24 protein-coding genes and 1 pseudogene are annotated in these 22,612 nt (G+C 58.7%); 7 read left to right on the top strand and 18 right to left on the bottom strand.

What is annotated here, in order from left to right; all coding sequences use genetic code 11:
• Window positions 1-554: RHS repeat-associated core domain-containing protein (locus ACP7A2_RS17685; RefSeq protein WP_426135260.1), on the top strand; the 554-nt coding region annotated here is incomplete at its 5' end.
• Entirely contained in the window at window positions 554-1,183 is a 630-nt protein-coding gene (locus ACP7A2_RS17680) for a hypothetical protein (protein WP_426135259.1), read from the top strand. The genes ACP7A2_RS17685 and ACP7A2_RS17680, both read left to right, overlap by 1 nt.
• Before the next feature lie 48 nt (window positions 1,184-1,231).
• Here ACP7A2_RS17680 and ACP7A2_RS17675 read toward each other — a convergent pair.
• Both ACP7A2_RS17675 and ACP7A2_RS17670 read right to left on the bottom strand, forming a co-directional pair.
• Window positions 1,232-1,437: pseudogene (locus tag ACP7A2_RS17675) on the bottom strand (sodium:solute symporter family protein); the annotation flags it as partial.
• A 33-nt stretch (window positions 1,438-1,470) separates the two neighbouring features.
• Entirely contained in the window at window positions 1,471-1,908 is a 438-nt protein-coding gene (locus tag ACP7A2_RS17670) for a DUF3995 domain-containing protein (RefSeq protein ID WP_426135258.1), read from the bottom strand.
• Window positions 1,909-2,000: 92 nt separating this feature from the next.
• Here ACP7A2_RS17670 and ACP7A2_RS17665 point away from each other — a divergent pair, with 92 nt between their 5' ends.
• Both ACP7A2_RS17665 and ACP7A2_RS17660 read left to right on the top strand, forming a co-directional pair.
• Complete coding sequence (locus tag ACP7A2_RS17665; RefSeq protein WP_426135257.1) at window positions 2,001-2,390, top strand: DUF2946 domain-containing protein; 390 nt, start codon at window positions 2,001-2,003, stop codon at window positions 2,388-2,390.
• 95 nt (window positions 2,391-2,485) lie between these two features.
• Window positions 2,486-4,612 carry a TonB-dependent receptor gene (locus ACP7A2_RS17660; protein WP_426135256.1) on the top strand — a complete coding sequence of 709 codons (2,127 nt, stop codon included), beginning with the start codon at window positions 2,486-2,488 and terminating at the stop codon, window positions 4,610-4,612.
• A 140-nt stretch (window positions 4,613-4,752) separates the two neighbouring features.
• Here the strand turns inward: ACP7A2_RS17660 and ACP7A2_RS17655 are convergent, their stop codons facing one another.
• On the bottom strand, window positions 4,753-5,769 hold the full coding sequence (locus ACP7A2_RS17655; RefSeq protein WP_426135255.1) for an ABC transporter substrate-binding protein: 1,017 nt from the start codon (window positions 5,767-5,769) through the stop codon (window positions 4,753-4,755).
• A 132-nt stretch (window positions 5,770-5,901) separates the two neighbouring features.
• Window positions 5,902-6,351: a hypothetical protein gene (locus ACP7A2_RS17650; RefSeq protein WP_017846547.1), complete on the bottom strand. Its 450-nt coding sequence runs from the start codon at window positions 6,349-6,351 to the stop codon at window positions 5,902-5,904.
• A 407-nt stretch (window positions 6,352-6,758) separates the two neighbouring features.
• Between ACP7A2_RS17650 and ACP7A2_RS17645 the strand changes: the two genes are divergently transcribed.
• The 3 genes from ACP7A2_RS17645 (at window position 6,759) to ACP7A2_RS17635 (ending at window position 7,699) form a co-directional block, all read left to right on the top strand.
• Complete coding sequence (locus tag ACP7A2_RS17645) at window positions 6,759-7,034, top strand: hypothetical protein (protein WP_426135254.1); 276 nt, start codon at window positions 6,759-6,761, stop codon at window positions 7,032-7,034.
• 124 nt (window positions 7,035-7,158) lie between these two features.
• On the top strand, window positions 7,159-7,389 hold the full coding sequence (locus tag ACP7A2_RS17640) for a hypothetical protein (protein WP_426135253.1): 231 nt from the start codon (window positions 7,159-7,161) through the stop codon (window positions 7,387-7,389).
• A gap of 73 nt (window positions 7,390-7,462) precedes the next feature.
• On the top strand, window positions 7,463-7,699 hold the full coding sequence (locus ACP7A2_RS17635; protein ID WP_426135252.1) for a DUF2789 domain-containing protein: 237 nt from the start codon (window positions 7,463-7,465) through the stop codon (window positions 7,697-7,699).
• Between the two features lie 6 nt (window positions 7,700-7,705).
• Here the strand turns inward: ACP7A2_RS17635 and ACP7A2_RS17630 are convergent, their stop codons facing one another.
• The 14 genes from ACP7A2_RS17630 to iolE all read right to left on the bottom strand — a co-directional run bounded on the left by ACP7A2_RS17630 (window position 7,706) and on the right by iolE (window position 22,500).
• Window positions 7,706-7,909 carry a hypothetical protein gene (locus ACP7A2_RS17630; protein WP_426135251.1) on the bottom strand — a complete coding sequence of 68 codons (204 nt, stop codon included), beginning with the start codon at window positions 7,907-7,909 and terminating at the stop codon, window positions 7,706-7,708.
• 115 nt (window positions 7,910-8,024) lie between these two features.
• Entirely contained in the window at window positions 8,025-9,257 is a 1,233-nt protein-coding gene (locus ACP7A2_RS17625) for a methyl-accepting chemotaxis protein (RefSeq protein ID WP_426135262.1), read from the bottom strand.
• 547 nt (window positions 9,258-9,804) lie between these two features.
• Window positions 9,805-10,209, bottom strand: coding sequence for a TraR/DksA family transcriptional regulator (locus ACP7A2_RS17620; RefSeq protein WP_123718138.1), 405 nt, complete (start codon window positions 10,207-10,209; stop codon window positions 9,805-9,807).
• A 662-nt stretch (window positions 10,210-10,871) separates the two neighbouring features.
• Window positions 10,872-11,894, bottom strand: coding sequence for an ABC transporter permease (locus tag ACP7A2_RS17615; protein ID WP_348062685.1), 1,023 nt, complete (start codon window positions 11,892-11,894; stop codon window positions 10,872-10,874).
• 25 nt (window positions 11,895-11,919) lie between these two features.
• Window positions 11,920-13,473, bottom strand: a complete 1,554-nt coding sequence (locus tag ACP7A2_RS17610; protein WP_426135250.1) for a sugar ABC transporter ATP-binding protein — start codon at window positions 13,471-13,473, stop codon at window positions 11,920-11,922.
• Between the two features lie 65 nt (window positions 13,474-13,538).
• Window positions 13,539-14,474, bottom strand: coding sequence for a sugar ABC transporter substrate-binding protein (locus ACP7A2_RS17605; protein WP_426135249.1), 936 nt, complete (start codon window positions 14,472-14,474; stop codon window positions 13,539-13,541).
• Window positions 14,475-14,522: 48 nt separating this feature from the next.
• Window positions 14,523-14,708: a hypothetical protein gene (locus ACP7A2_RS17600; protein WP_348059233.1), complete on the bottom strand. Its 186-nt coding sequence runs from the start codon at window positions 14,706-14,708 to the stop codon at window positions 14,523-14,525.
• Between the two features lie 151 nt (window positions 14,709-14,859).
• A complete protein-coding gene (locus tag ACP7A2_RS17595; protein ID WP_426135248.1) occupies window positions 14,860-15,888 on the bottom strand; it encodes a Gfo/Idh/MocA family protein in 1,029 nt (342 codons plus the stop codon).
• A gap of 12 nt (window positions 15,889-15,900) precedes the next feature.
• Window positions 15,901-16,761: a sugar phosphate isomerase/epimerase family protein gene (locus ACP7A2_RS17590; RefSeq protein ID WP_426135247.1), complete on the bottom strand. Its 861-nt coding sequence runs from the start codon at window positions 16,759-16,761 to the stop codon at window positions 15,901-15,903.
• Between the two features lie 100 nt (window positions 16,762-16,861).
• Window positions 16,862-17,872: a Gfo/Idh/MocA family protein gene (locus ACP7A2_RS17585; protein WP_426135246.1), complete on the bottom strand. Its 1,011-nt coding sequence runs from the start codon at window positions 17,870-17,872 to the stop codon at window positions 16,862-16,864.
• A 19-nt stretch (window positions 17,873-17,891) separates the two neighbouring features.
• Window positions 17,892-19,823 carry a 3D-(3,5/4)-trihydroxycyclohexane-1,2-dione acylhydrolase (decyclizing) gene (iolD, locus tag ACP7A2_RS17580; RefSeq protein ID WP_426135245.1) on the bottom strand — a complete coding sequence of 644 codons (1,932 nt, stop codon included), beginning with the start codon at window positions 19,821-19,823 and terminating at the stop codon, window positions 17,892-17,894.
• Window positions 19,824-19,973: 150 nt separating this feature from the next.
• Window positions 19,974-20,795 (bottom strand): TIM barrel protein, encoded by an 822-nt coding sequence (locus tag ACP7A2_RS17575; protein WP_426135244.1) that lies wholly within the window; start codon window positions 20,793-20,795, stop codon window positions 19,974-19,976.
• Between the two features lie 25 nt (window positions 20,796-20,820).
• Window positions 20,821-21,609: a 5-deoxy-glucuronate isomerase gene (gene iolB, locus ACP7A2_RS17570; RefSeq protein ID WP_426135243.1), complete on the bottom strand. Its 789-nt coding sequence runs from the start codon at window positions 21,607-21,609 to the stop codon at window positions 20,821-20,823.
• A gap of 3 nt (window positions 21,610-21,612) precedes the next feature.
• Complete coding sequence (iolE, locus tag ACP7A2_RS17565) at window positions 21,613-22,500, bottom strand: myo-inosose-2 dehydratase (RefSeq protein WP_375070387.1); 888 nt, start codon at window positions 22,498-22,500, stop codon at window positions 21,613-21,615.
• Window positions 22,501-22,612 lie beyond the last annotated feature (112 nt).

Genomic DNA, 22,612 nt, shown 5'->3' with positions numbered 1-22,612 from the left:
ACTACAACCGCCATCGGTACTACAATCCGGATATTGGTCGCTACCTGACGCCGGACCCGGTGAAGCTGGCGGGTGGGGTCAATGCGTACCAGTACGTTCCCAATCCTACCGGGTGGGTGGATCCACTGGGTTTGAACACCTGCCCAGGCGGCGATGGATGTAAACCAGAACGAAATGCTAAGAGCCCAACTAAGCTCGCACAAACGAACGATGGGGAGCCATCGCTGCCCGCTCCCGCGTCAAAGCAAGAAAACATCGTTAGGGTTAGGCATTACACAAGCAGGGCAGGCTCAAAAGGCATTGAAAAAGAAGGAGTAATATTGGCTCAAGACAACAACAGAGTTTATCTTGAGCCTGCAAAAAGCAAAGTACTGAGCCCAGCAGAAGCACGAGACAAATATCAAATCGACAAAAGCAAGGGCCGAGATTACATTGAAATGGATGTACCTGAGTCACGGCTCGAACTGGTAAAAAACCCTAGATATAACACCATGGAGCTAACCGTACGAGGGAACCTGAAATTAAATGACCCTAAATTTACGAGAAGAAAATAATGCTGAAGCAAAATGAAAAAATATTAATTCCCGGAGAAGAAGCTCTTGACGTCCTTAAGGAAATCGAATTCATATTGATATCCCTACACAAGATGGGCAGTTATTATGCGGAAAAACCCGGTGCTCTGGAGGAATACCGGAGAGTAACTACTGACTTCATTGATAACTGTGCTGTTACGCAACGTTTGGCAAAAGTCCGCAAAATAATTTCTCAGCACTTTGACGAGTCGCTCGGCGATGATGACATGGATGACATAGAAAGATATGTCTCCGATTTAAAAACCTGGAAACCCGACCAACCACTGAATCAAACAAACCAAAACACAGACCAAATCAATATTTCAAAAGGTACCATCCACCAGGTAACCTGTAAGCAAAATGAGCTGTTGGTAGTTTTCACCGATGAGCAAAATGTCATGTCATTAGTCACGTTTTACGACCCAAGCGAATTTAAAGGCATGAGTGCGCTGGGCGAAATATGTGAAATAGGAGAAGACAAAGCTTTCAACCTTCCGCCAACGGAACAACGCTCCCCGCAAACAAAGAAAAGTTACTTCTTTAAAGCAAGTGACAGCGGGAAAGTAATTTTTGAAGTTATCGCAAGTAGCTATCTCGTCGAACGCATATAATTCAAACGCATTAAGATAAGAATCCTTAATAAATACCGTGGATTATCAAATCACGAGAAAGCAAGCAAAAAATGGACCTCCTCCCACAACCCCGTCGGTCAGCGAACCCAGCGCCGGAATATCATCCGGGTACAGCATACTCAGCGCAATCGCGACCACTATCCCAGCAAACACAACACCCCACAGATTACGCCGTGGTTATTCCCCCGACAGCTGAAAATGCCAAATAACACTGGCGCGACCAGTTGAATAATCAAAGTTGGATTTGTTGGTTGTGTGTTTCGCTTTCAGGTCCACGCCACGACCAATAACCCCGCACCCAACACCAGACATAACGGCGAGTAGACCCAGGTATCCAGACGCGCAAAACGCGACCCGCAAACCTTCTTGAAAAAACCAACCAATTCCGAGTCGCCGATGGCCCTGGCAAACATCAACATGGCAATTGCACTGATGCCCCATTGCAACGCGCCGTGGGACACCGGCGAGAAATACAAGCCGGCACGCAAGCACACGAGTAACGCTATCGCCACCAGCCCCATCGCCACTAAAAAGGTGCCCAATGCCGAAGGTTTGAACGCGGGCTTTGGCCCCTTGGCGAATTCGCCGGGCAATTGCGGGATGGCGGCGAGGCTGCCGAGCTTGCCGCCGGCGGCCCAGTACAGGTGCACCATACTGATGCAGGTAAAGATGGCGACCATCCAGCGTGCGACGAAAAAGCTCATGGCAGGCTCTCCCTGAAATGTGCGAATGAGGATAGTCGCCCTGAGATTTTTTGTAGGCATTTCGTCGGCGGCTGATGGTAAAGTGCCTCCCCATGAAAATCACCCGTGCCGATCGCTCGCTCATTGCCTGGATGCTTTATTGCTGCGTCCTGTTCAATGTGTTCGCGTGCAGTATTGGGCATGGGCAGATGCAGGGGATGCAGCTCAATGGCATCGGCGGTCAATTCTGTACCGTCGACCCGCGCACCCAGGCGCCCGCGTCGAAAGACACCTCCGATGAAAACCTGCCGACGCTGTCCAAGGCCTTCGGTTGCCCGCTGTGTTCCACCGGCGGCATGGGCCCGGCGCTCAGCTCCAGCCTGAATGTGGCCGTGCTGCCACAACCCCACGCGCCACCTCCGGCCGTGGTGCTTGCTGCTGACATTCCTGCCCGTTTCACCTGGCCCACGGCCAACCCGCGCGCGCCTCCTGCTTTCGCCTGATCCCTTCGCTGTCTGAGCTGCACTGGCCACCGTTCCCACGGGGGAATGCGCGCGGCCGTGCGTTGTTTTCAAGCTGAGTTTTTCAGGATTCAACCATGAAATATTTACCCCTATTGGCGGGCCTGTTCGGCTGCGTGCCTGTTGGTGCCTCTGCGATTGAGCTGGCCCCCACCACCATTGATGGCGAGCGAACTGCCGAACCCGGACTGACCCTGGACCAGTCCAGCGGCGTGGCGTCGCGGCTCGGGCTGAGCGTGCGGGAAACGCCGGCGTCAGTGGCCATCGCCAACCGTAACGATATCGAGCGCCATGGCGCCAAGACCTTCCGTGATGCGGCCAACACCCTGCCGGGCGTTAACGCGAGTGCACCGCCGGGGTTTGGCGGATTTGTGTCTTATCGCGGCTTTACCAGCAGTCAAATTACTCAGATGTTCAACGGCATCAACGTCGCCACGGGCCTGGCGCGCCCGGTGGATGCGTGGATCTATGACCGGGTCGAGCTGGTCGGCGGCCCCTCCTCCCTGATCAACGGCGCAGGCTCCGTGGGCGGCTCGCTGAACTACGTGACCAAACTGGCGACCCGCGAAGAACAAGCCGCCGAAGGCCAACTGACCTATGGCAGTTACGACACGGCGGGAATGGCCTTCGGCCTGAACCACGCGCTGACCGAACCGGGTGCCGATGTGCAGCACTACGCGCGTTTGGATGTGAGCCGCAACACCAATCACAGCTACATCGACCGCGATCAGCGCGATGCCTGGAGCGTGGCGTTTTCCTTGCTCAGCGACCTGACGCCAGACCTGTCCCACACCCTGGCGCTGGAATATCAGGATGAACATGAGGACAGCCCGTACTGGGGCACGCCAGTGCTCAACCCCAAGGCCGGCGAGTTGAAAATCGACACGCACAACCGTTTCAACAACTACAACGTCGCCGATGGCCGTTACGAACAGCGCACCCTCTGGGCGCGCTCGATCATCGATTTCCGGATCAACGACAGCACCACGTTGAAAAATACCCTTTACCACCTGGATAGCCAGCGCGATTACCGCAACCTGGAAACCTACCAGTACAACGCTGACAACAGCGCGTTGAACCGCTCCACTGCTTATCAGGTACGTCATCAGGGCGAACAGAGCGGCAATCAGTTCGAATTGCGCCATGACGACAGTGTGTTCGGTCTCTCGACAACCTGGTCAGGGGGCTTTGAATACAAGGTCAACAGCACCACCAACAACCCATTGAATGTGCCGGGCAAGAGCACGGTGGACCCAAACAACTACGACCCTGGGCACTTCTACGACATTCCCGGCACGAAGCCGGGCTTCGTCAAGGACAAGACCAACGCGGTCACCACTAAAGCGCTGTTCGTGGAAAACCGCTTGGGGCTGACCGACAAGCTCTCGCTGCTGACCGGTTTGCGCTACGACGCCATCGACCTGGATGTCACCAACCACCGCCAGGTGACGGCCACTAACCCACGCCACTTCAAACGCAGTTGGGAGCCGGTCACCGGGCGTGTGGGTCTGACTTACCAGTTCATTCCATCGGCCAATGTGTATGTGCAATACAGCACCGCCGCCGAGCAGCCCTCCACCACCACTCAAGTGTTTGACGTGTCCACGGGCAAGCAGTGGGAAGTGGGCAGCAAGTTCGACTACCTGGACGGTCGCGGCTCGGCCACCGTCGCCGCCTATAAAATTGAGCGCAAGGATTTCGCCGTCACCGACCCGCTGGCCCCTGACAACAGCATTCCGGTGGGCGCGCAGACGTCAAAAGGAATTGAATTGGCCAGCTCGTTGCGCATCACCCCAAGGCTGTTGGCCGAAGGCAATTTTGCGTGGGTAGACGCCGAGTACGACGACTTCAACGAAAAAATTGCCAGTGGTGCGGTGGTCTCGCGCAAAGGCAACACGCCGACCAACGTGCCCAAGCGCGTGGGCAACCTGTGGCTGACCTATGATTTTTCCGAAGACTGGCAAGGCGGTGTGGACGCGCGGTATGTGGCGCAAGTGTATGCGGATAATGCCAACACCCAGACGGTGCCAGCCTACACGTTGTTCGGAACGTTCCTGCGCTACAAGGTGGATTCGCACACCTCAGTGACCGGGCGAGTGCGTAACTTGACGAATGAGGTGTATGCGGAGTTTGCGCATGTGTCGCCGGCGTATTACCTGGGATCGCCGAGGACGTTTGAGGTGGCCGTTCAGACTAAATTCTGAAATGTAAAACACAGTCAATGTGGGAGCCGGGCTTGCCCGCGATAGCGGTGTGTCAGGCCAGTCATTTGCTGGCTGGCGTACCGCCATCGCAGGCAAGCCAGCTCCCACATTGAGTTCTGTATCCCATAGAGCGACAGGCTTTACTTGAGACTCGCCTCCACCTTCTGCGCCACATCATCCGTCAACCACGCTTTCCACACCTGCGGGTGTTCCTTGAGAAACACCTGCGCCACTTCACGGGGCGCGGTGTGGTTCTCGCTCATCGCGGCCAACGCTTTATTCAGCGGTTCGATGGGAAACTGCACTTTGGTGAAGAACTCGGCAATCTGCGGATGCTCCTTCTGGAACGGCGTCGACACACCAATGCTCAACTTGGACGCCAGCGAGCGCGTCGGCCTTGGGTTGGGGTTGTCTGCATCAGTCAGCGTCTTCCACGCATCGGCGTCAAACGGCGGTTCTTCCAGCTGAATCAATTTGTAACGCCCCATCAATGGCGTCGGCGACCAGTAGTAGAACAGCACCGGCTTGCCACGACGGATCGACGAGGCGATCTCGGCATCCAGCGCTGCACCCGAGCCACTGCGGAAATTCACGTAGCTGTCGTTGAGGCCATAAGCCTTGAGCTTCTGCGCGTTGACCACTTCCGAAGTCCAGCCGATCGGGCTGTTCAGAAAGCGCCCCTTACCGGGGGACTCCGGGTCCTTGAACACGTCTTTGTAGCGCGCCAGGTCCTGCACCGTCTTGAGGTCTAGCGCCAGAGGCTTGAGGCCTTTGGACGGGTCGCCCTTGACCACGTATTCCGGCACCCACCAGCCTTCAGTAGCGCCTTTGACCGTGTCGCCCAGGCCCACCACTTTGCCTTCGGCCTCGGCCTTGATCCACACCGGGCTGCGGCCCGCCCACTCTTCGCCGATCACCTGGATATCATTTTTCGCCAGTGCGGTTTCCAGGGTAATTGTGGTGCCGGGCAACGTGTCAGTAGGCAGGTCATAGCCTTTCTCGACAATAAACCGCAGCACCTCAGTGATCAGGCTGCCGCTTTCCCAATTCAAGTCGGCGAAATGCACCGGTGCCTGGGCCGCAGATACCGGCAACGAAGCCACCGACAGACTCAAGGTCGTCAGGGACGCCGCCAACAGGGATTTCAATCCTTTCATGCTCTTGCACCTCGCGTGTTCGCAGCCATAACGGAGGGCTTTGCTGCTTATGCGCGAAGCCTCTGAATAGTTAAGTCAACTCAACTGTAGTAGAGGTTCCGGGAGAGGACGCATGCACCGGTAGTTTATGAATTACTCGCTGGCCTTGAACGTCACCAATTCACCCTTGCGCCATTTGGCAGCCTTGCCGGTGACGGCCTTGAGGGTTTTGGTCAAACCTTCCTGCAACTGCTCGTTGGCAGCAAACACCAGCATCACGCTGTGGCCTTCCTTGAACACGATGCCCTGGCCTTCAGCCGAGGAAACAAAGGCGTAATCGCCCAAGCCATACACCGTCAACTTGATATCGCGAAACTTCAACTCGAACTTGCCGCCTTCACGGCTTGGCAACACCGCTGCACGGAAGTGGTCGCCTACCTTGAGTTCCAGGCGCTGTTTGTCGTCCACCACCAGTGCCGATTCGGTATCGATCTCGGCGATATAGATGCCCTCGGGCGTCTGTTCAGTGATGTAAACAAAACGGGATTGAAACTGCTTGACCAACTTTGCGCGCAAATCACCCAGCACGAATAACGCGTGCATATCCAGATTACTGACTGCCAAGGAAACGCCCCCACATCAAAAAAGGCACTGTCCGCCAAGCGCGGGCAGCACAAAAAACGGCCCGTAGGCACGATCACACACCTGCTTTAAAACTGAAGAAAAGCCCCTGCTGCGCCGTGAGACTAGTACAGGCGTGCACGATGGACCTTGCGAGAGGTCATCAGGCGTCACAGGAAATCACAGGTTCAACGGCACGAGAATACGTGCCGACCAGCTTCAGAGAATAGCCCAACTAAAAACGTAGTTTCCGACAGCTCACACATAACAAAATACCTGGCGTGGAACCAAGCATCGACTGCCGACGACAATACTAAAACAGCAACACGGGTTAAAACCACCCGAAACACAGCGCGGGACTCAATACGATCGATCGACAGGAGCTGACCATGCAACCACGCCAATACGCCGCTACGTCTTCCCGTACTCGTTCATCCCACCAAGACGAGCGTCAATACTACTGCCTGGATAGCGAGAGCGGGTACTCCAATTCTGTTCTTTACCAAGTTGTACCTGCCGGACGCAATTTCTTTCATATCCTGGAAGTGACCAGCGGCAGGATCAAAGGCTTTCGCAGCAACCACACTCAGGCCTGCGCGCTGGCCAAAGAGCTGGAGGCAAGCTTGTACGCTCTTCACGGCAGCATCGTTTCGTCACCTGGATGACTTTACCGCGCCGCCTTTGCCCAACAACTGCCATACTGGCCCGTCCATTGAAATTTGCCCCTTGCGGGTCAGGTTTCATCAGCGCAGGTAGCTTGATGCAGTTAACTTGAAGGGAAGGCGATACGTGACGGAATTTGATATTGGCGAATTTTTCATCCATGGCGATGCCAGGGAAATAGACGGTGAGTTTCAAGCGGTCATCATCATGCGTGCCAAACCACCGCTGAAAACCATCACCACGCACCAGGTCGAAAAAGATCGTTGGTTCAAAACTGTTGAAGCTGCCGCCGCCGCCGGTAGAGACGCCGCCAAGGCCCTGAAAACCGCCGTGGATTCAGGTGCACTCAATTCCTGACAATCCGATAGAACTCTGTCGCGCCCCAACCCTCACATGCACAACGACCTTCACTTTGCATGGAGAATGATTTATGGACGCGCCAATTCCTACGCTTGAAACCCTGTTTGAACAACTCGGCCTGGATTCAGCCCCCGAAGCTATCGACGCCTTTATCGTCGCGCACCCGTTGCCTGAAGACGTGAAATTGATCGACGCGCCGTTCTGGACGCCACAACAGGCGCAGTTTCTGAAGGAAGAACTGCGTGACGATGCCGAATGGGCGATCCCGGTGGACGAGCTGAATCAACGTTTGCATCAACCGCACTGACACCCCTCAATGCAGGCTGTCTGACTGCTCCAGCAGCATCAGCGATTGCCAGGCAGCCCTGCATTCTTGCGCCTCAGCGCGACTGGCGAACGCCGTGCCGCGCTGCTCACCATTGAGCAACACTACCCAGCACGCCTTTTGACCCACCGCACGCAAGGCTTCGGGAACGCCACTGCCAATCATCACGGCGACATCGACTTTGTTTTGCATGGTGCTTCTCCGCTGCATTAGTTAGCTTGCTAACAATGTTGGTCATGCTACGGTTTTCTGCCAGTTGGAAAAAGCTATCTGCGGTATAGCTGCATTGCATAAACAGCAATAATCCCTACTGTTTGGCCTTCGCGCTTTCCGGTTTATAGCCCAAACGCAACCCGCCCCAATGCCGTCCGTTGACCATGATGGGCACGGACAGGTCATGCATCAATTCACCCGTATCGCGGGTGTAGGTCTGCAACAAAACCGCTTGTTGATGGCTGCCGCAACGAACGCCGGTGCGGTCGTCGAACTTGCGCTTGGTGCGGTTCTGCACCGCGTCAACCTCGGCATCACCGGTGAGGGCATGGGAAAACGCCTTGTTGTGCGTCGGCACGTAACCCTGAGGCGTGCAGGCAATCGCGAACACCAGCCCTTCATGGCGCGGCAGCAGCGCCTCCTGAATCGCCGGCAACACCTGGTCGGTGTAGCCATCGAAACGCGTGTGGTATTTGCTCGGGCGGGTATTCGGGATCGGCGTGTAGCTGCGGTCAAACAGATGTTCCAGGCTGATACGGCGACTCACTACGTCGGCCTCGAACTGCTCGGCAATGCGGCTGGCGCCTTCGCGGGCCAGGTCGTAGATGCGCTGGTGATAGTCATCCAGCCCCACTTGCGCCAAGCGTTCGCTGATGGTCTCCGCCTGCCCTTCCATTTGTATGGCCGCCTCCGCAAGCTGGCGGGTTTGCTGGTCGCTCACCGACAAATCGCTGCGCATCTGCTCTACGGCATGGAACAGGCTGTCGAGTTGCGCGCGGTTGGTGTCGGAGCCCTGGGCAATCGCATTGACCTGCCCTTCTACGTCCGCCGCCAGGCTGGCGATGCTTTGCAGGTGTTCACCGGCATGTTCGACCTGCTCGACGCCGATGTGCAGGTCTGACGACAGCTGGCGAATCTGCTCCACGACCTGCGCAGTGCGTTGCTGGATATCCGCCACCATCACGCCCACTTCGTCGGTAGCCGTGGCCGTGCGCCCCGCCAAGCCGCGCACTTCGTCAGCAACCACGGCGAACCCGCGCCCGTGCTCACCGGCGCGCGCCGCTTCAATGGCCGCATTCAACGCCAGCAGGTTGGTCTGGCTTGCGATGGACTGGATCACCAGGGTGACACGCTGAATCTCTTCACTGCGCTGGCTCAACGCCTCGATCAACTCACGGCTGGCATTCGCGCGCTGGCTGAGCTGGTGCATGCGGGTGATCGACTGGGCCAGCACTTCACGCCCTTCGGTGCTGCGTTGATGGGCCTGGCTCGCGGCTCCCAAGGCTTGGCGGCTGAGTTGGGACGTGACCTGTTCGGTGCCGATCATCACCTCGGCGCTGCTGACAATCTGCTTGGCCGCGCTTAATTGCGACTGCAAGCGTGCCGCCAGTTGCTTGACCGAATAGGCCACGCCGGCCGCAGACAATGCGTTATGGCTGGTGGTGTAGGAAAGATCGCGGGTCAGCTCACCCATCGTATCAGCGGCTTCGCAGGGCACGCTGCGCGGCGTGCGCGCTTTAAGGGATGGCAGCCAGATCACCAGCAAGGCCAAGGGCAGGCACAGGTAGATCGGCAAGCCGGCAAACGCGAGGCCCAGCAGTACCAGCACCAGGGCGATGCTCTGCAAAAGCGGCGTCAACCAGCCGGGCAGCGCGCGCGCCACCGTTTGCGGTGGCACTGCTGCGCCCATCAGAGATCCGTCTCCAGCCATCGTTGTCACCCCGCTGCTTGTCGTTATTGTTTCTGCATTAGACGCCACTATTGGGCCATTATCTATGGGCCTTTGGTGGGGGGTTGCAGCAGATCAATAGACGTGGGGGTAACGGGGAGTGCTTTGGGGGGAGACCGATAGCACGGCCCCCCCGTTCACCGCATCAGGCTTGACGCTGGTGCTTGTCGATCTGCTCGTGGCGCTCTTGCGCTTCGATGCAGTACTTGGTGGTCGGGCTGATCAGCAGGCGCTTGAGGCCAATAGGCTCGCCGCTGTCATCACACCAGCCAAAGGAGTCTTCCTTGATGCGCTCCAGGGCACGCTCAAGCTGCGGCAGCATGCGCTGGTCGCGGTCGATGGCATTCACCAGCCAGGTGCGCTCTTCTTCAACGGAAGCGGCGTCAGCCGGGTCAGCCGGGGTGTCCAGGCTTTCGATGGCGATGCGGTTCTGCTCGATGCGCGCGTGGTGTTCCACTTTCATGTCTTGCAGCAACTTCTCGAAAAAAGCGTGCTGTTCGGCATTCATGTAGTCATCCGCCGGCATGGCCAGCAACTTTTCCTTTGTCATTGATTTCTCTATAAAAAATACGTGCATTAAGGCGAATAAGGGAGCGTTCCGGTCGACCTCTGCAGGTCTCGGAAAGGCGCCATCCATTCCAAGCGCCACCCGGCACTCAATTTACGAGGGGCGGCAGTCTAAGGCCGACTTGAGGGCGCAGCAACTGAAAAGACAGGCAATTTTTCCGAGATAACCCCCAAAAGCACCAGGACGGGCTCGGTGAATGGTTATCGGAGTGCGTTTATAGCAAGAAATTCAGTGGTATGGAGGTATATAGAAGACAAACGGTTAGAACTGTCGGATAAAGATTAAATGTGGGTTGGGGGCTTGCTCGCGAATGCGGTGTATCAGCCGCCAAATTCATCACTGACCCACCGCATTCGCGAGCAAGCCCGCTCCCACAGTTTTGACCGAGTAAGACTTCACCATCTTCATGCACTGGTGAGCTTCTCAGTGGGAGCTGGCTTGCCTGCGATGCAGACACCTCAGTCCATCAGGCACACCGAGTTGATGCCATCGCAGGCAAGCCAGCTCCCACACTGAGCAGCGCTTTTGATCCACACCACGCAGGCCGCCGTGCTTGCGCTCTTCAAAAAGTGACCCGCTGTAAGAGCGGACCCTATACCAGCCATCCTCAAAATAACGGGTTAAAGCCTCAACCCAAACCACACCTAGCGCTTCAGCTTGCGCTTATTCCGATACTGGTCAATCACCACCGCCACCACAATAATCAACCCCTTGATAATGTCCTGGATATACGCATCCACCCCAACAAAGGTAAACCCGCTGGCCATCACCCCAAGGATCAGCGCCCCAATCACAGTCCCGGTAATCCGCCCTACCCCGCCCGCCAGGCTGGTCCCGCCAATCACCGCCGCCGCAATCGCATCCAACTCATACGACATGCCCATCCCGGCCTGCCCGGTAGCAGCCCGTGCCGAAGCCACCACACCCGCCAACCCCGCCAGCAACCCGGCGATGCTGTAGACAATAATCAAATGGCGCTTGACGTTAATCCCCGACGTGCGCGCCGCCTGCATGTTGCCGCCAATGGCGTAGGTGTACTTGCCATACTTGGTGTACCGCAGGGCGATATGAAAGATCACCGCCACCACCAGAAAAATAATCACCGGCATCGCCCCATGGCCGATCGCCGTGTACGAATCCGACAGCATGCTCACCGGCTGGCCTTCGGTGTAATACCGCGCCAAGCCACGGGCCGAGACCATCATGCCCAGGGTCGCGATAAACGGCGGAATACCCGTCACCGCAATAATGCTGCCGTTGATCGCTCCCGCCAGCAGTCCCACGCCAAGCCCCATCGCCACCGGGATCCACACCGGCAAGTCAGTCAGGCTGGGAAACACTGCCCGGGAAAAGTCCGAGGTTTGCGCCAGGCTCGCGGCGATCATCGCCGACAGCGCCAGCACTGAGCCGGACGACAAGTCGATACCGGTAGTGATGATCACCTGGGTCACACCGATCGCCAGCAGGCCGATGATCGACACTTGCAGAATCATCAGCACCAAACGCTGAGAGTTCAGCAGGAAGCTCTGGTCGCGCACGATCCAGCCAAACAGTTCAAACACCAGGCCGATGCCGATCAGCACCAGAAAGATGCTCAGCTCGGTCGGCAAGCGGCGACGGTGCTTGACCGGTGCCGTGGCAGGCTTGTTGTCTGTAATTGCGTTCATAGCCGATCACCTTCTTATTCTGTATTCAGTGGACTGCGGTCATCCCGGAAGCCAGCTGCATGACTTTTTCCTGGGTCGCCTCGCTGCGATCCAGAGTGCCCATCAGGTCGCCTTCGTGCATCACCATCACCCGGTCACTCATGCCCAGCACTTCAGGCAGCTCCGAGGAAATCATGATCACCGCCATGCCTTCGCTGGCGAGGAAGGAGATCAAACGGTAAATCTCGGCCTTGGCGCCGACGTCGATGCCGCGTGTAGGCTCATCGAGAATCAGCAGGCGTGGGTTGGTCATCAACCAGCGCGCCAGCAAGGCCTTTTGCTGGTTGCCGCCGGACAGCGTGTCGATGCACTGTTCAAGGGATGGCGTTTTCACCCGCAGCTTCTTGCACATGTCTTCGCACAGCGCGCGCAGGGCTTTCTGCTGGATAAAACCGTTGCCCGAATAGTGCGGCAGCACGGCCATCTCCATGTTTTCCAGCACCGACAGGCACGGAAACAAACCGCTGAGCTTGCGGTCCTCGGTCAACAGCGCGAAGCCTTTCTCGATGGCCATGTGCGGGTCGGTGATACGCACCGGCTTGCCGTCGAGGGTTATTTGCCCGCCGCTGCTTGGGGTGATGCCAAAAATGGTTTCCGCCACGTTGGTACGGCCCGAGCCCATCAACCCGGCAATGCCGAGGATTTCACCGGCGTGCAGGTCGAACGACACGCCTTTGAACACACCGTCCAGGCGCAGGTCGCGCACCGTCATCAGCAGTTCACCCACCGGGTTTTCGCGCACCGGGAACAGCTGGCTCAGCTCGCGGCCGACCATCATCGAGATCAGGCTGTCGCTGTTCATGCTGTCGGCGCGTTGCAGGCCAATGTAGTGGCCGTCGCGGAACACCGCGACTTCGTCGGCGATGGCAAACACCTCGTTCATTTTATGGGTGATGTAGACGATGCCTTTGCCCTGGGATTTCAGGTCGGCAATGATCGAAAACAGGTGGGCCACTTCTTTATCGGTAATGGCCGACGTCGGCTCATCCATGATCAGAATGTCGGAGTCGTAGGACACCGCCTTGGCAATCTCGACCATCTGCCGTTCGGCGATGCTCAGGTTGCCCACCTGCTCCTCGGGGTCCAGGTTGATGCGCAAGCGGGCGAGCAGTTCGGCGGTGCAGCGGTGCATTTCGCGGTGGTTGACCATGTGCAGGCTGTTGAGCTGTTCACGGCCAATCCAGATGTTCTCGGCGATGCTCATGTGCGGCATCAGGTTGAGTTCCTGATGGATCATCGCAATCCCCGCCTTCTGCGCCGCCAGCGGTGTTTCAAACACGACGGGCTTGCCGCGCAGACGGATTTCCCCCGCGTCGGGCTGATAAATACCGGCGATGATTTTCATCAGCGTCGACTTGCCGGCACCGTTCTCGCCCATCAGCGCCAGCACCGAGCCCGGGCGCACCCGCAGTTGCACATCGGCCAGGGCCACGACGCCGGGAAAGCCTTTGCTGATATTGACGATTTCCAGCAGGTAGGGTTCTTCGAGCAGCGCAGGCTGGATACCGGGAGGCTGCGAGACAGTCGCTTGAGCGAGCATAAGGAGGTACTCCATCTGCAGGGCGACCGTGGCCGCCCTGCCGGCTTATTGTTGTTATGTCAGAGCTATTTGAAGTCTTTGACGTTGTCCGGGGTGATCAGCTTGAACGGAATGATCACGTTCTGCTCGACCGACTCGTGCCTGGCCATCTTGCGCGCAGCTTCCACCGAACCCACCGCCTGGCCATTGGCATCCTGGAACACCGAGACTGCCAACTCGCCCTTGGCGATTGCGTTCAAGCCGTCTGGCGTACCGTCGACACCGCCGATCAGTACACTGCCCGCCTTGGTGCCGGCCGCCTTCAGCGCCATGGCCGCACCAATGGCCATTTCGTCGTTGTTGGCGACCACCGCGTCGAACTCACGGCCTTGGGTCAGCCAGTCATTGACCAGGGTCATGCCCTTGTCACGCAACCAGATGCCGCTCTGTTCCTGCTCGATCTTGATGTTCGGGTACTTGGCCAGGACTTCCTTCACGCCTTTGGTGCGATTGGTAGTGGCGTTGTTTGCAAGGTCACCCAGCAGGATCACCACCTTGCCCTTGCCGCCCATTTTATCGGCCAGGTATTGCATCTGCAGGCGGCCCGCCTCCAGATCGTCGGAAACCACCGCGACTACATCTTTGGGCAAGTCTTTCTGGTCCGGACGGCGATTGACGAACACCAGCGGGATACCCGCGTCGGTGGCGGACTTGATGATGCGCGCCGTCGAGGCCGTGTCCACCGGGTTAACGATGATCGCGTCGACCTTCTGGCTGATAAAGTTTTCGACCTGGCTCAGTTGCTTCACCACGTCGGCGCGGGCGTCTTCGAACTGCAGCTGCACACCGTCGCCCTTGGGATAGGACTTGGCTTGTTTGTCCATGTCTTCGCGCAGGTAGGTCAGGAAGGTGTCATCGAACGCGGACATGCTCACGCCTACCTTGAGGTCGGCGGCAGTGGCAACGCCACTGGCCAGCAACAGTGACAGCGCCAGTGCGGTAAAACGGATCGGGGTCTTCATGAACGGTCTGTCTCCAATTTCTTGTTGGTTTTTTGGACGTGGCGTTTATCAGAACGGGGCTTGGGAAGACGGCAGTCGAACAACCGGTGCGCCTGGAATACAGCAGACCAGCGCGCCTTTGTTTTCGACGCACAGCACATTAAGGAAGGAGAAATAAAACGGCCGGGCGCGGGGCAGACCGCGTGGCGTATTGGCAGGGCGTAAAACTCGCAGTACAGCGTTAAAGATTTTCATCTGACGGTACCTGGTTGTTTTTGATCTTGTTTTTGTTGAGCCGTACGGATCGAGTCCGAACGTACTTTATGCAACCTGGAAATGACTTTATTGGAAAATTAATTCCATATCAACACTATTTGGAATTTTGTTCTATTTTTCTAAAAAAGCCCTACAGCACCGAGGTTTCAACCACCTGCTGGAGCTCGTGACTGAGGCGTGCAGCGTCCAATATACGGGTGGTTTCCAGCGCGTCATAGGCGTCGACCGGCAGCGGCCCCTGCCCTTGCACAGCCCTGTGCAACTGGTGATAAAACTGCGTCCAGCAGCCTTTTTCCGACGGCACCCGCTCGCGCTCCTCGCCTTGCTCAAACCAGCCCCAGCGCCGGTGTTCCTCGGCGCCCCAGTGTTCACCTTCGGTTTTCGGCGATTTGCCGGCCAACAACAATTCCTCCTGACCATCCAGGCCATCGACGGTGTAACACCCCAGCGTGCCACTGACTCTGAAACGCGGCGCCTGGCTGTTTTGCAGCGCACTGCCCCACAGGTGCGAGATCACACCGTTGGCGTGGGTCAGGGACACAAAGAAGCCGTGGTCGAGGGTCGGGTGCTGCGGGCTGAACTGGAGTTGAGCAAATACCCGGTCCACCGGGCCAAACAGTTGCATCGCCTGGTCCACCAGATGGCTGCCCAGGTCGCGCAGCCAACCGCCGCCACTGGGGTTGCCCACGGCTTGCGGGCTGTAGCGCTCCACGCGGGATTCAAAACGGGTGATGTCGCCCAGGGCGCCGGCGTCGATCAGCTTGCGCAAGGTCAGGAAATCCGAATCCCAGCGCCGGTTCTGATAAACGCTGAGCAACACGCCCTGGCGTTCGGCTGCGGTAATCAAGGCCTGGGCCTGTTCCGCGTTGCTCGCGAATGGTTTGTCGCTGACCACTGCCACGCCGTGTTCGATGGCTTCCAGCACCAGGGCCGGGCGACCTTTGAGGGTGGTGGAAATCACCAGGGCATCGACACCCGCCTCGACGATCTGGCCGATGGAGTCAAAGACCTTGAGCCCGGGGTGGTCGACCGCCAGTTGCTGGCGCCGCTCGGGTGAACGCGTGACCACACCAACAAAGGTTGCGCCTGGCAGGGTTGCTATCAGCGGTGCGTGAAAAAAGCGGCCACCGTGGCCGTAGCCAACCAATCCGATTCGCATGGGTCGATTCCTTTATTGACAGAGTTCACGGGTCACCCGCTCCAGCATCATCCGGTTGGACGCGTCCGGCCGGTCTTCCCAGGCAAACACCGAGACCGTGGCGATGCCGTCGAACTTGATCTCGCGCAGGGTGCCGAAAAACGCCTCCCAGTTCACTTCGCCCTGGCCGATGTCCAGGTGCTGGTGCACGGTGGCGGTCACGCCCGGCGGGTTGACGATATAGCGCAGGTTGGAGGATGCGCGGTGGTTGTAGGTGTCGGCGATGATCACGTGGCTGAGTTTGGAACTGGCGTACTTGAGCATCGCGGCGATGTCGCCTTTGCCATCGTCATAGAAGAAGGTGTGCGGCGCAGCGTAGAGGTAGTTGATCCAGTCGCGGTCGAGGCCGCGAATGATGTCCACCGACTCGTTGTTGCGCTCGCAGAAATCGTAGGGGTGCGCCTGGATATCCAGCTTGACGCCTTCGCGCTCGAACTCCGGCATCAGCTCGTCCATTGAGCGCATGAACTGGTTTTCGCACACCAGCGGGTTGTCGGACTGGCCGGTGAACTCGGTGTTGACCAGCTCGCAGTCCATTTCCACGGCGATCTGAATCGCGCGTTTCCAGTTGCGCACGGCGGCCACGCGCAGGTCTTCGTCGGCGGCGGCCCAGTGGTACATCGGCAACAGCGAAGACAATTGCACGCCAGCGTCGCTCAAGGCTTTGCGAAATTCCTTGATGCGCGCGCGGTCGACACGGGCGGCTTTGTAGAAGGGCAGGAAATCTTCGCGGGGGGACAGCTCAATGTGCTGGTAGCCAAGCTCGGCGGCCTTGTCGACCATTTGGCCGAGGGGCAGATGGCGGTACATGTAGGGGTCTAGTGCGATGCGCATACTCAGAGTCTCCCGGATTTTGCTTTATGTGGGAGCTGGCTCCCTCGCCACAAAAAACCAGCTCCCACATTTGATTGCATTCCAATTGTGGAAGAGGGGGTTAACCGTAAAAATGCGGCCGTGGTGGCAGGCCGACTTTTACGATCTGCTCGCTGTTCTGCGCTTCGATGCAGGCATCCGCCGCCACCGCTGCCGCATAACCATCCCACGCCGACGGCCCGCCGACCTGCCCGGCGCGTACGCTGTCGATAAACGCCTGCAATTCCACGTCGTACGCGCCGATAAAGCGGTCTTTCCAGTCCATCAGAATCGCATTCGACAGCTTCGCACCGCTGCGCATTTGCACCTGCGACGGTTCCGGCAGTTTGGCGATGCCGGTCTCCCCCACCACTTCGCACTGAATGTCATAGCCGTATTGGCAATTCACAAACACTTCCACGTCGATGCGCGTGCCTTTGGCGGTTTCCAGCAAAACGATCTGCGGGTCGCGCAGGTGGGCCAGGGCTTTGCTCGACTTGCGCGGGAACACCACCTGCACCGACACGTAGTCGTCGTTGAGCAGCCAGCGCAACACGTCCAGCTCGTGGATCAGGGTGTCGGTGATCGCCATGTCAGTCTTGTAGTTCTCGCCCACCGTTGGGTTGCGGTGCGCGCAGTGCAGCATCAACGGCTCGCCGATCTGGCCGCTGTCGATCACCGCTTTCAGGGCGCGATAACCTTCATCGTAGGGGCGCATGAAGCCGACTTGCACCAGGCGTTTGCCGTAGGCGACTTCGGCGTTAACAATATTGCGGCAGCCTTCGGCGGTCACGGCCAGGGGTTTTTCGCAGAACACCGGCTTGCCGGCGGCGATGGCAGCCAGCACGAACTCTTCGTGGCTCGGGCCCCAGGACGTCACGAGAATCGCCTCGACCTGCGGCGAATTGATCAGCGCATGGCCGTCGGCATACACCTCGGCACTCAGCTTCAGGTCAGCCACCACCTTGGCCGCTTGCTCAAGGTTGATGTCCGTCACCGCCACCACCTGGCTATTGAGCAAGGTCTGGCTGCAACGACGAATATGGTCACGGCCGATGGCGCCCGTACCGATCACTCCAAGCTTCAAAGACATAGGAAACTCCTTATTGTTGTTAGTACTGCCGGGCCTTGGCCAGGCGTTCATTGAGTTGTTTGGCCACCGCGTCAGTGCGCGCGCTGGTGGACACTTGCGCCACGCCTACCCGCCACCAAGACAGGTATTTGTGGATCATGGTTTTGGGCAGCACCTTGATATCGATCAGCGTCGACACCGTTTGCGTGCGCGCATCGGCCAGCGCCGCCTGCAACTGCTCCACGGTGTTGACCTTGTAGGTCTTGCAACCATAGGCCGCCGCGCTCATGGCAAAGTCCACCGGCACAAACCCACCGTCGAGCTTGCCGGTTTCAGGGTTACGGAAGCGGAACTCGGTGCCGAAGCTGTCCATGCCGTGTTCCATCTGCAAGTTGTTGATGCAGCCGAAGGTCATGTTGTCGAGCAGCACCACGTTGATCTTGCGACGCTCCTGGATCGAGGTGGCCAGCTCCGAGTGCAGCATCATGTAGGAGCCGTCGCCCACCAGCGCATAGACCTCGCGCTGCGGCTCGGCGAGCTTCACGCCCAGGGCCGCGTTGACCTCGTAACCCATGCACGAATAACCGTACTCGACGTGGTAGGTATTCACGCCCTTGCTGCGCCAGCTGCGTTGCAAATCACCCGGCAGGCTGCCGGCGGCGGCGACAATAATTGCGTCGTCGGCCAGGGTTTCGTTGAGCACGCCAAGCACGCGGCTTTGGGTCAGGCAAGAACCGGTCAGCTCGATAAATTCGCGCAGCACCGCCGGGTCCATGTGGTCGTTGATTTCCGGGACGAAGTTTTCGCTCTGGTAATCAGCCTGGTAAATACGGTCCACCTCGGCATCCAGCTGCGCCTTGGCATCGCGAGGCTGGTCAGCCCAGTCGGAGCGGTAGTCACCCAGCGCTTCAGCCAGGGCTTCGAGGCCCTCACGGGCGTCCGCCAGCAGCTGCACGCCGTCGAGTTTCAGTGCATCGCACGGGCTGATATTGAGGTTGAGGAACGTCACCTGCGGGTGTTTGAACAGTGACTTCGATGACGTGGTGAAATCGGTGTATCGAGTGCCGATGCCGATAATCAAGTCAGCTTCCGGCGCCAGCAGGTTCGCGGCGAGGCAACCGGTTTCGCCGATACCGCCAAGGTTCAGCGGGTGGCTGGACACCACCGCACTCTTGCCGGCCTGGGTTTCCGCGAACGGAATATCAAAACGTTCGGCAAACGCTTGCAACGCGGCATTCGCACCGGCGTATTTGACCCCGCCGCCGCAGATGATCAGCGGCTTGCGCTTGCCGCGAAAAGCCGCGAGCGCATCGCCAAGCATCGCTTCGGTGGGCAGGCGACGCTCGATACGGTGCACGCGCTTTTGCAGGAAGTAGTCAGGATAGTCCCAGGCTTCGGCCTGCACATCCTGGGGTAACGCGAGGGTCACCGCGCCGGTTTCGGCAGGGTCGGTAAGCACACGCATGGCGTGAATGGCGGCGGTCATCAACTGCTCGGGGCGGTTGATGCGGTCCCAGTATTTGCTCACCGAGCGAAACGCGTCATTGGTGCTGATGCTCAGGTCGTGGAACTGCTCGATCTGTTGCAACACCGGGTCCGGCTGGCGGCTGGCGTAGACATCGCCGGGCAACAGCAGCAGCGGGATACGGTTGGCCGTTGCGGTCGCGGCGGCGGTGAGCATGTTTGCCGCACCGGGGCCTACCGAGGACGAGCAGGCGTAGATTTTGCGGCGCAGGTGTTGTTTGGCGAAGCCGATGGCGGCGTGGGCCATGCCTTGCTCGTTGCGGCCTTGATGCACGATCAGGTCGCCGCTGTCCTGCTCCAGCGCCTGGCCCAGGCCCAGTACGTTGCCGTGGCCGAAAATCGTGAAAATCCCGGCGACGAACTTGCTCTGCACGCCATCGACTTCGATGTATTGGTTGTCCAGAAACTTCACCAGGGCCTGGGCCATGGTCAATCGTGTTGTGGTCATCACGTGCACCCTGTGTAAATGCAATTCCATTGATCAGCAGAGATCCAATGTGGGAGCTGGCTTGCCTGCGATGGCGGCGTGGCAGGCACCTTATTTGCTACTGACAGACCGCTATCGCAGGCAAGCCAGCTCCCACAGGTTTGATCGGCGTCAGGTTCGGGAATTTCGCAAGTGAGTGATGCTTGCCCCCAACGCCTGCTGGATATCCGCAAGCTCATGCACACTTTCAGCGAACGGCTCAAACGACAGGTACCCGCTGTATCCGGTACTCAGCAAGGTGTCGATCTGCGCCGCATTGCCGAGGATATCGCCCTCGCCCACGAGCACGCGGTGGCCGTCGCGGATCGAATTGAGCGGCGCTTCGGCATCTTCCACGCCGGAGATATGCACCAGCCCAGTCAGTTCGGGGAAGAACTCATGCTCGCTGGCCAGGTGGTGGTGGAAGGTGTCGTGCACCAGGCGGAACACATCAAGGCCGCCGATGGAGTGGATCGCGTCCACCGCCACGCGTTTGCGGCGCAGGGCGCACTCTTCAAAGCCCAGTGGCTCGATGAAACCAAGAATGCCGTACTCACGCAGGATCGGCGCCAGCTCGCTCAACGCGGTACGCAGGCCGGCGGCACGCTGGGCTTCAGTGCGGGTGTCGCCACGCTCATTGAGCGGGCACATCACCAACCCCTGGGCACCACATTCACGGGCATAGGTCGCCAGCTTGATCGCCTGGGCGCGACGCTCGTCGTTCCATACATCAAAGGGGTACAGCGCGTTGATCGACAGCACCGTAATGCCCTGCACCGCACACAACTCACGGACGCGGCTGGCGGGGGTGCCAAATTCGATTTCGTGGCCCTTGAGGTCGTTGCGGATCTCGATGGCATCGCATTTCAGTGCCGCCGCCAACTGGATAAAATCCGGCAGGGAAAGGTTAGGCGCGACCATGCGGTTAAGGGCAAAACGTAGAGGCGATTTCATTGTTGTTGTTCTCCGTCAAAACCGATTAGAGGTCCAGCAGCCAGCTGTGCTGCGGGTCGTTATGGAAATGCCAGGCGCGCTTGGGCCCGGCCATCACGTTCAGGTAATAAGACTCGTAGCCATACGGCACGCTGACCGGATGGTAACCCTTGGGCACGACGACGAGGTCGCTGTTTTCCACGGCCATGGCCTGGTCAATGCTGCGGTCGTCGGTGTAGACGCGCTGAAACACGTAGCCCTGGGGCGGGTTGATCTGGTGGTAGTAGGTTTCTTCGAGAAAGCTCTGGTGCGGAAAATCATCGGTGTCGTGCTTGTGCGGCGGGTAGCTCGAGGAGTGCCCGGAGGGCGTGCGCACTTCCACCACCAGCAGCGAATGGGCAGGCTCGCTGTCGGGCAGGATGTCGCACACGTAACGGGTGTTGGCGCCTTTACCACGCACACTGCGCTTGCACTGTTCCGGGCGAATCAGACGGGGTTCGTAGCCAGGCGCACCGGGCGCGGCGCAGACGGCAATCTGCACGTCGCTCAACGCGGTGACCTGGGCGTCGGTGCCCGGCGGCAGGTAGGCGGCGAACGGGGATTTGTCGTCAAACACCGACTGGCGATCGCCGAGGTTCTGCCAGTTGAAGCCCTCGCCTTCGATGTTCACGCGACCGCTGAGCAGCACCAGGCACAGCTCCTGATCGCCGGGGGTGACCGGCAGGGTTTCGCCCAGGCTCAGGCGGTAGGCGGCAAAGCCCACGTACTCCAGGCGTCCGTCTTCGAGGGCGACCATGGTTTGCCCACGTTTGTTGCTTTTGACCAACAAGCTCATCACTCAAGTCCTCTCGTTGAGAAGCGCGCGCAAGGTGTCATAGCCTTTTTTCGCATAGATATAGCTGGGCGCCACTGCCGGGTCCTGCTCGGCCTCCACCACCAGCCAGCCTTCATAACGGGCGGCGAGCAGCACATCGAGCAATTCGGCAAAGTTGATATCGCCGTCGCCGGGCACGGTGAAGGTGCCGTTGACGATGCAGTCGGGGAAGCTCCACATCTGGTTGCGCGCCAGTTGCACCACCGGTTTGCGCACGTCCTTGAAGTGCACGTGGCAGACGCGGTCGATGTGTTTGCGCAGCACCTCAAGGGGTTCGCCACCGCCCATGTAGCAGTGGCCCGAATCGAACAGCAGGCCGACTTCCGGGCCGGTGCGGCTCATCAGTTGGTCGATGTCTTCCGGGGATTCGACGTAGGCGCCCATATGGTGGTGGTAGGCCAGGCGCACGCCCTGGGAGAGGGTGAAACGCGCGAGTTCGGTGAGTTTATCGGCGTAGTCCTGCCAGGCCTGTTCGCTGTGAAAGCGCGGGCGTTCGATCAGGCGGACTTTGGAGCCCTGGATGGAATCGGCGACTTCGCCGTACACCAGCACCTTGGCGCCATTGTGTTTGAGCAGCTCGACATGGCCGGCGATGGCTTCGATTTCTTGCGCCACCGAACAGCGGGCCAGGCGGCTGGAGTACCAGCCGGAGACCAGCGCCAGGTCGTAGGGGCGCAGCACGTCGCCGACACCTTTGGCGTCTTTGGGGAATTTGCCGTTGAGCTCGAAGCCTTCGTAGCCGATGTCCTTGCCTTCGCTCAGGGCGGTGCTCAGGGGCGTTTCACCGCCCAGGGCCGGCAGGTCGTCGTTGCTCCAGGAGATCGGGTTGATGCCAATTCGGATTGCGGGCATGGCTGCACCTATTGTTATTGTTCAGATAGCACTGAGTTCTGCTTTATGTGGGAGCGGGCTTGCTCGCGAATGCGGTGTGTCAGGCAACACTTCTGTAACTGAACCACCGCAT

It is taken from the genome of Pseudomonas sp. PWP3-1b2, from assembly GCF_049896045.1.
In the GTDB taxonomy this organism is placed as follows: domain Bacteria; phylum Pseudomonadota; class Gammaproteobacteria; order Pseudomonadales; family Pseudomonadaceae; genus Aquipseudomonas; species Aquipseudomonas antarctica_B.
Note: the sequence above shows the minus strand (reverse complement) of the source record. Positions and strands in the feature narration are given on the sequence as shown.

What these genes read in the sequence shown, in the direction of transcription:
- ACP7A2_RS17680 (WP_426135259.1), top strand. Translation starts at nt 554, where the DNA reads ATGCTGAAGCAAAATGAAAAAATATTAATTCCCGGAGAAGAAGCTCTT.
- ACP7A2_RS17670 (WP_426135258.1), bottom strand. Translation starts at nt 1,908, where the DNA reads ATGAGCTTTTTCGTCGCACGCTGGATGGTCGCCATCTTTACCTGCATC.
- ACP7A2_RS17665 (WP_426135257.1), top strand. Translation starts at nt 2,001, where the DNA reads ATGAAAATCACCCGTGCCGATCGCTCGCTCATTGCCTGGATGCTTTAT.
- ACP7A2_RS17660 (WP_426135256.1), top strand. Translation starts at nt 2,486, where the DNA reads ATGAAATATTTACCCCTATTGGCGGGCCTGTTCGGCTGCGTGCCTGTT.
- ACP7A2_RS17655 (WP_426135255.1), bottom strand. Translation starts at nt 5,769, where the DNA reads ATGAAAGGATTGAAATCCCTGTTGGCGGCGTCCCTGACGACCTTGAGT.
- ACP7A2_RS17650 (WP_017846547.1), bottom strand. Translation starts at nt 6,351, where the DNA reads ATGCACGCGTTATTCGTGCTGGGTGATTTGCGCGCAAAGTTGGTCAAG.
- ACP7A2_RS17645 (WP_426135254.1), top strand. Translation starts at nt 6,759, where the DNA reads ATGCAACCACGCCAATACGCCGCTACGTCTTCCCGTACTCGTTCATCC.
- ACP7A2_RS17635 (WP_426135252.1), top strand. Translation starts at nt 7,463, where the DNA reads ATGGACGCGCCAATTCCTACGCTTGAAACCCTGTTTGAACAACTCGGC.
- ACP7A2_RS17630 (WP_426135251.1), bottom strand. Translation starts at nt 7,909, where the DNA reads ATGCAAAACAAAGTCGATGTCGCCGTGATGATTGGCAGTGGCGTTCCC.
- ACP7A2_RS17625 (WP_426135262.1), bottom strand. Translation starts at nt 9,257, where the DNA reads ATGATCGGCACCGAACAGGTCACGTCCCAACTCAGCCGCCAAGCCTTG.
- ACP7A2_RS17620 (WP_123718138.1), bottom strand. Translation starts at nt 10,209, where the DNA reads ATGACAAAGGAAAAGTTGCTGGCCATGCCGGCGGATGACTACATGAAT.
- ACP7A2_RS17615 (WP_348062685.1), bottom strand. Translation starts at nt 11,894, where the DNA reads ATGAACGCAATTACAGACAACAAGCCTGCCACGGCACCGGTCAAGCAC.
- ACP7A2_RS17610 (WP_426135250.1), bottom strand. Translation starts at nt 13,473, where the DNA reads ATGCTCGCTCAAGCGACTGTCTCGCAGCCTCCCGGTATCCAGCCTGCG.
- ACP7A2_RS17605 (WP_426135249.1), bottom strand. Translation starts at nt 14,474, where the DNA reads ATGAAGACCCCGATCCGTTTTACCGCACTGGCGCTGTCACTGTTGCTG.
- ACP7A2_RS17600 (WP_348059233.1), bottom strand. Translation starts at nt 14,708, where the DNA reads ATGAAAATCTTTAACGCTGTACTGCGAGTTTTACGCCCTGCCAATACG.
- ACP7A2_RS17595 (WP_426135248.1), bottom strand. Translation starts at nt 15,888, where the DNA reads ATGCGAATCGGATTGGTTGGCTACGGCCACGGTGGCCGCTTTTTTCAC.
- ACP7A2_RS17590 (WP_426135247.1), bottom strand. Translation starts at nt 16,761, where the DNA reads ATGCGCATCGCACTAGACCCCTACATGTACCGCCATCTGCCCCTCGGC.
- ACP7A2_RS17585 (WP_426135246.1), bottom strand. Translation starts at nt 17,872, where the DNA reads ATGTCTTTGAAGCTTGGAGTGATCGGTACGGGCGCCATCGGCCGTGAC.
- iolD (WP_426135245.1), bottom strand. Translation starts at nt 19,823, where the DNA reads ATGACCACAACACGATTGACCATGGCCCAGGCCCTGGTGAAGTTTCTG.
- ACP7A2_RS17575 (WP_426135244.1), bottom strand. Translation starts at nt 20,795, where the DNA reads ATGAAATCGCCTCTACGTTTTGCCCTTAACCGCATGGTCGCGCCTAAC.
- iolB (WP_426135243.1), bottom strand. Translation starts at nt 21,609, where the DNA reads ATGAGCTTGTTGGTCAAAAGCAACAAACGTGGGCAAACCATGGTCGCC.
- iolE (WP_375070387.1), bottom strand. Translation starts at nt 22,500, where the DNA reads ATGCCCGCAATCCGAATTGGCATCAACCCGATCTCCTGGAGCAACGAC.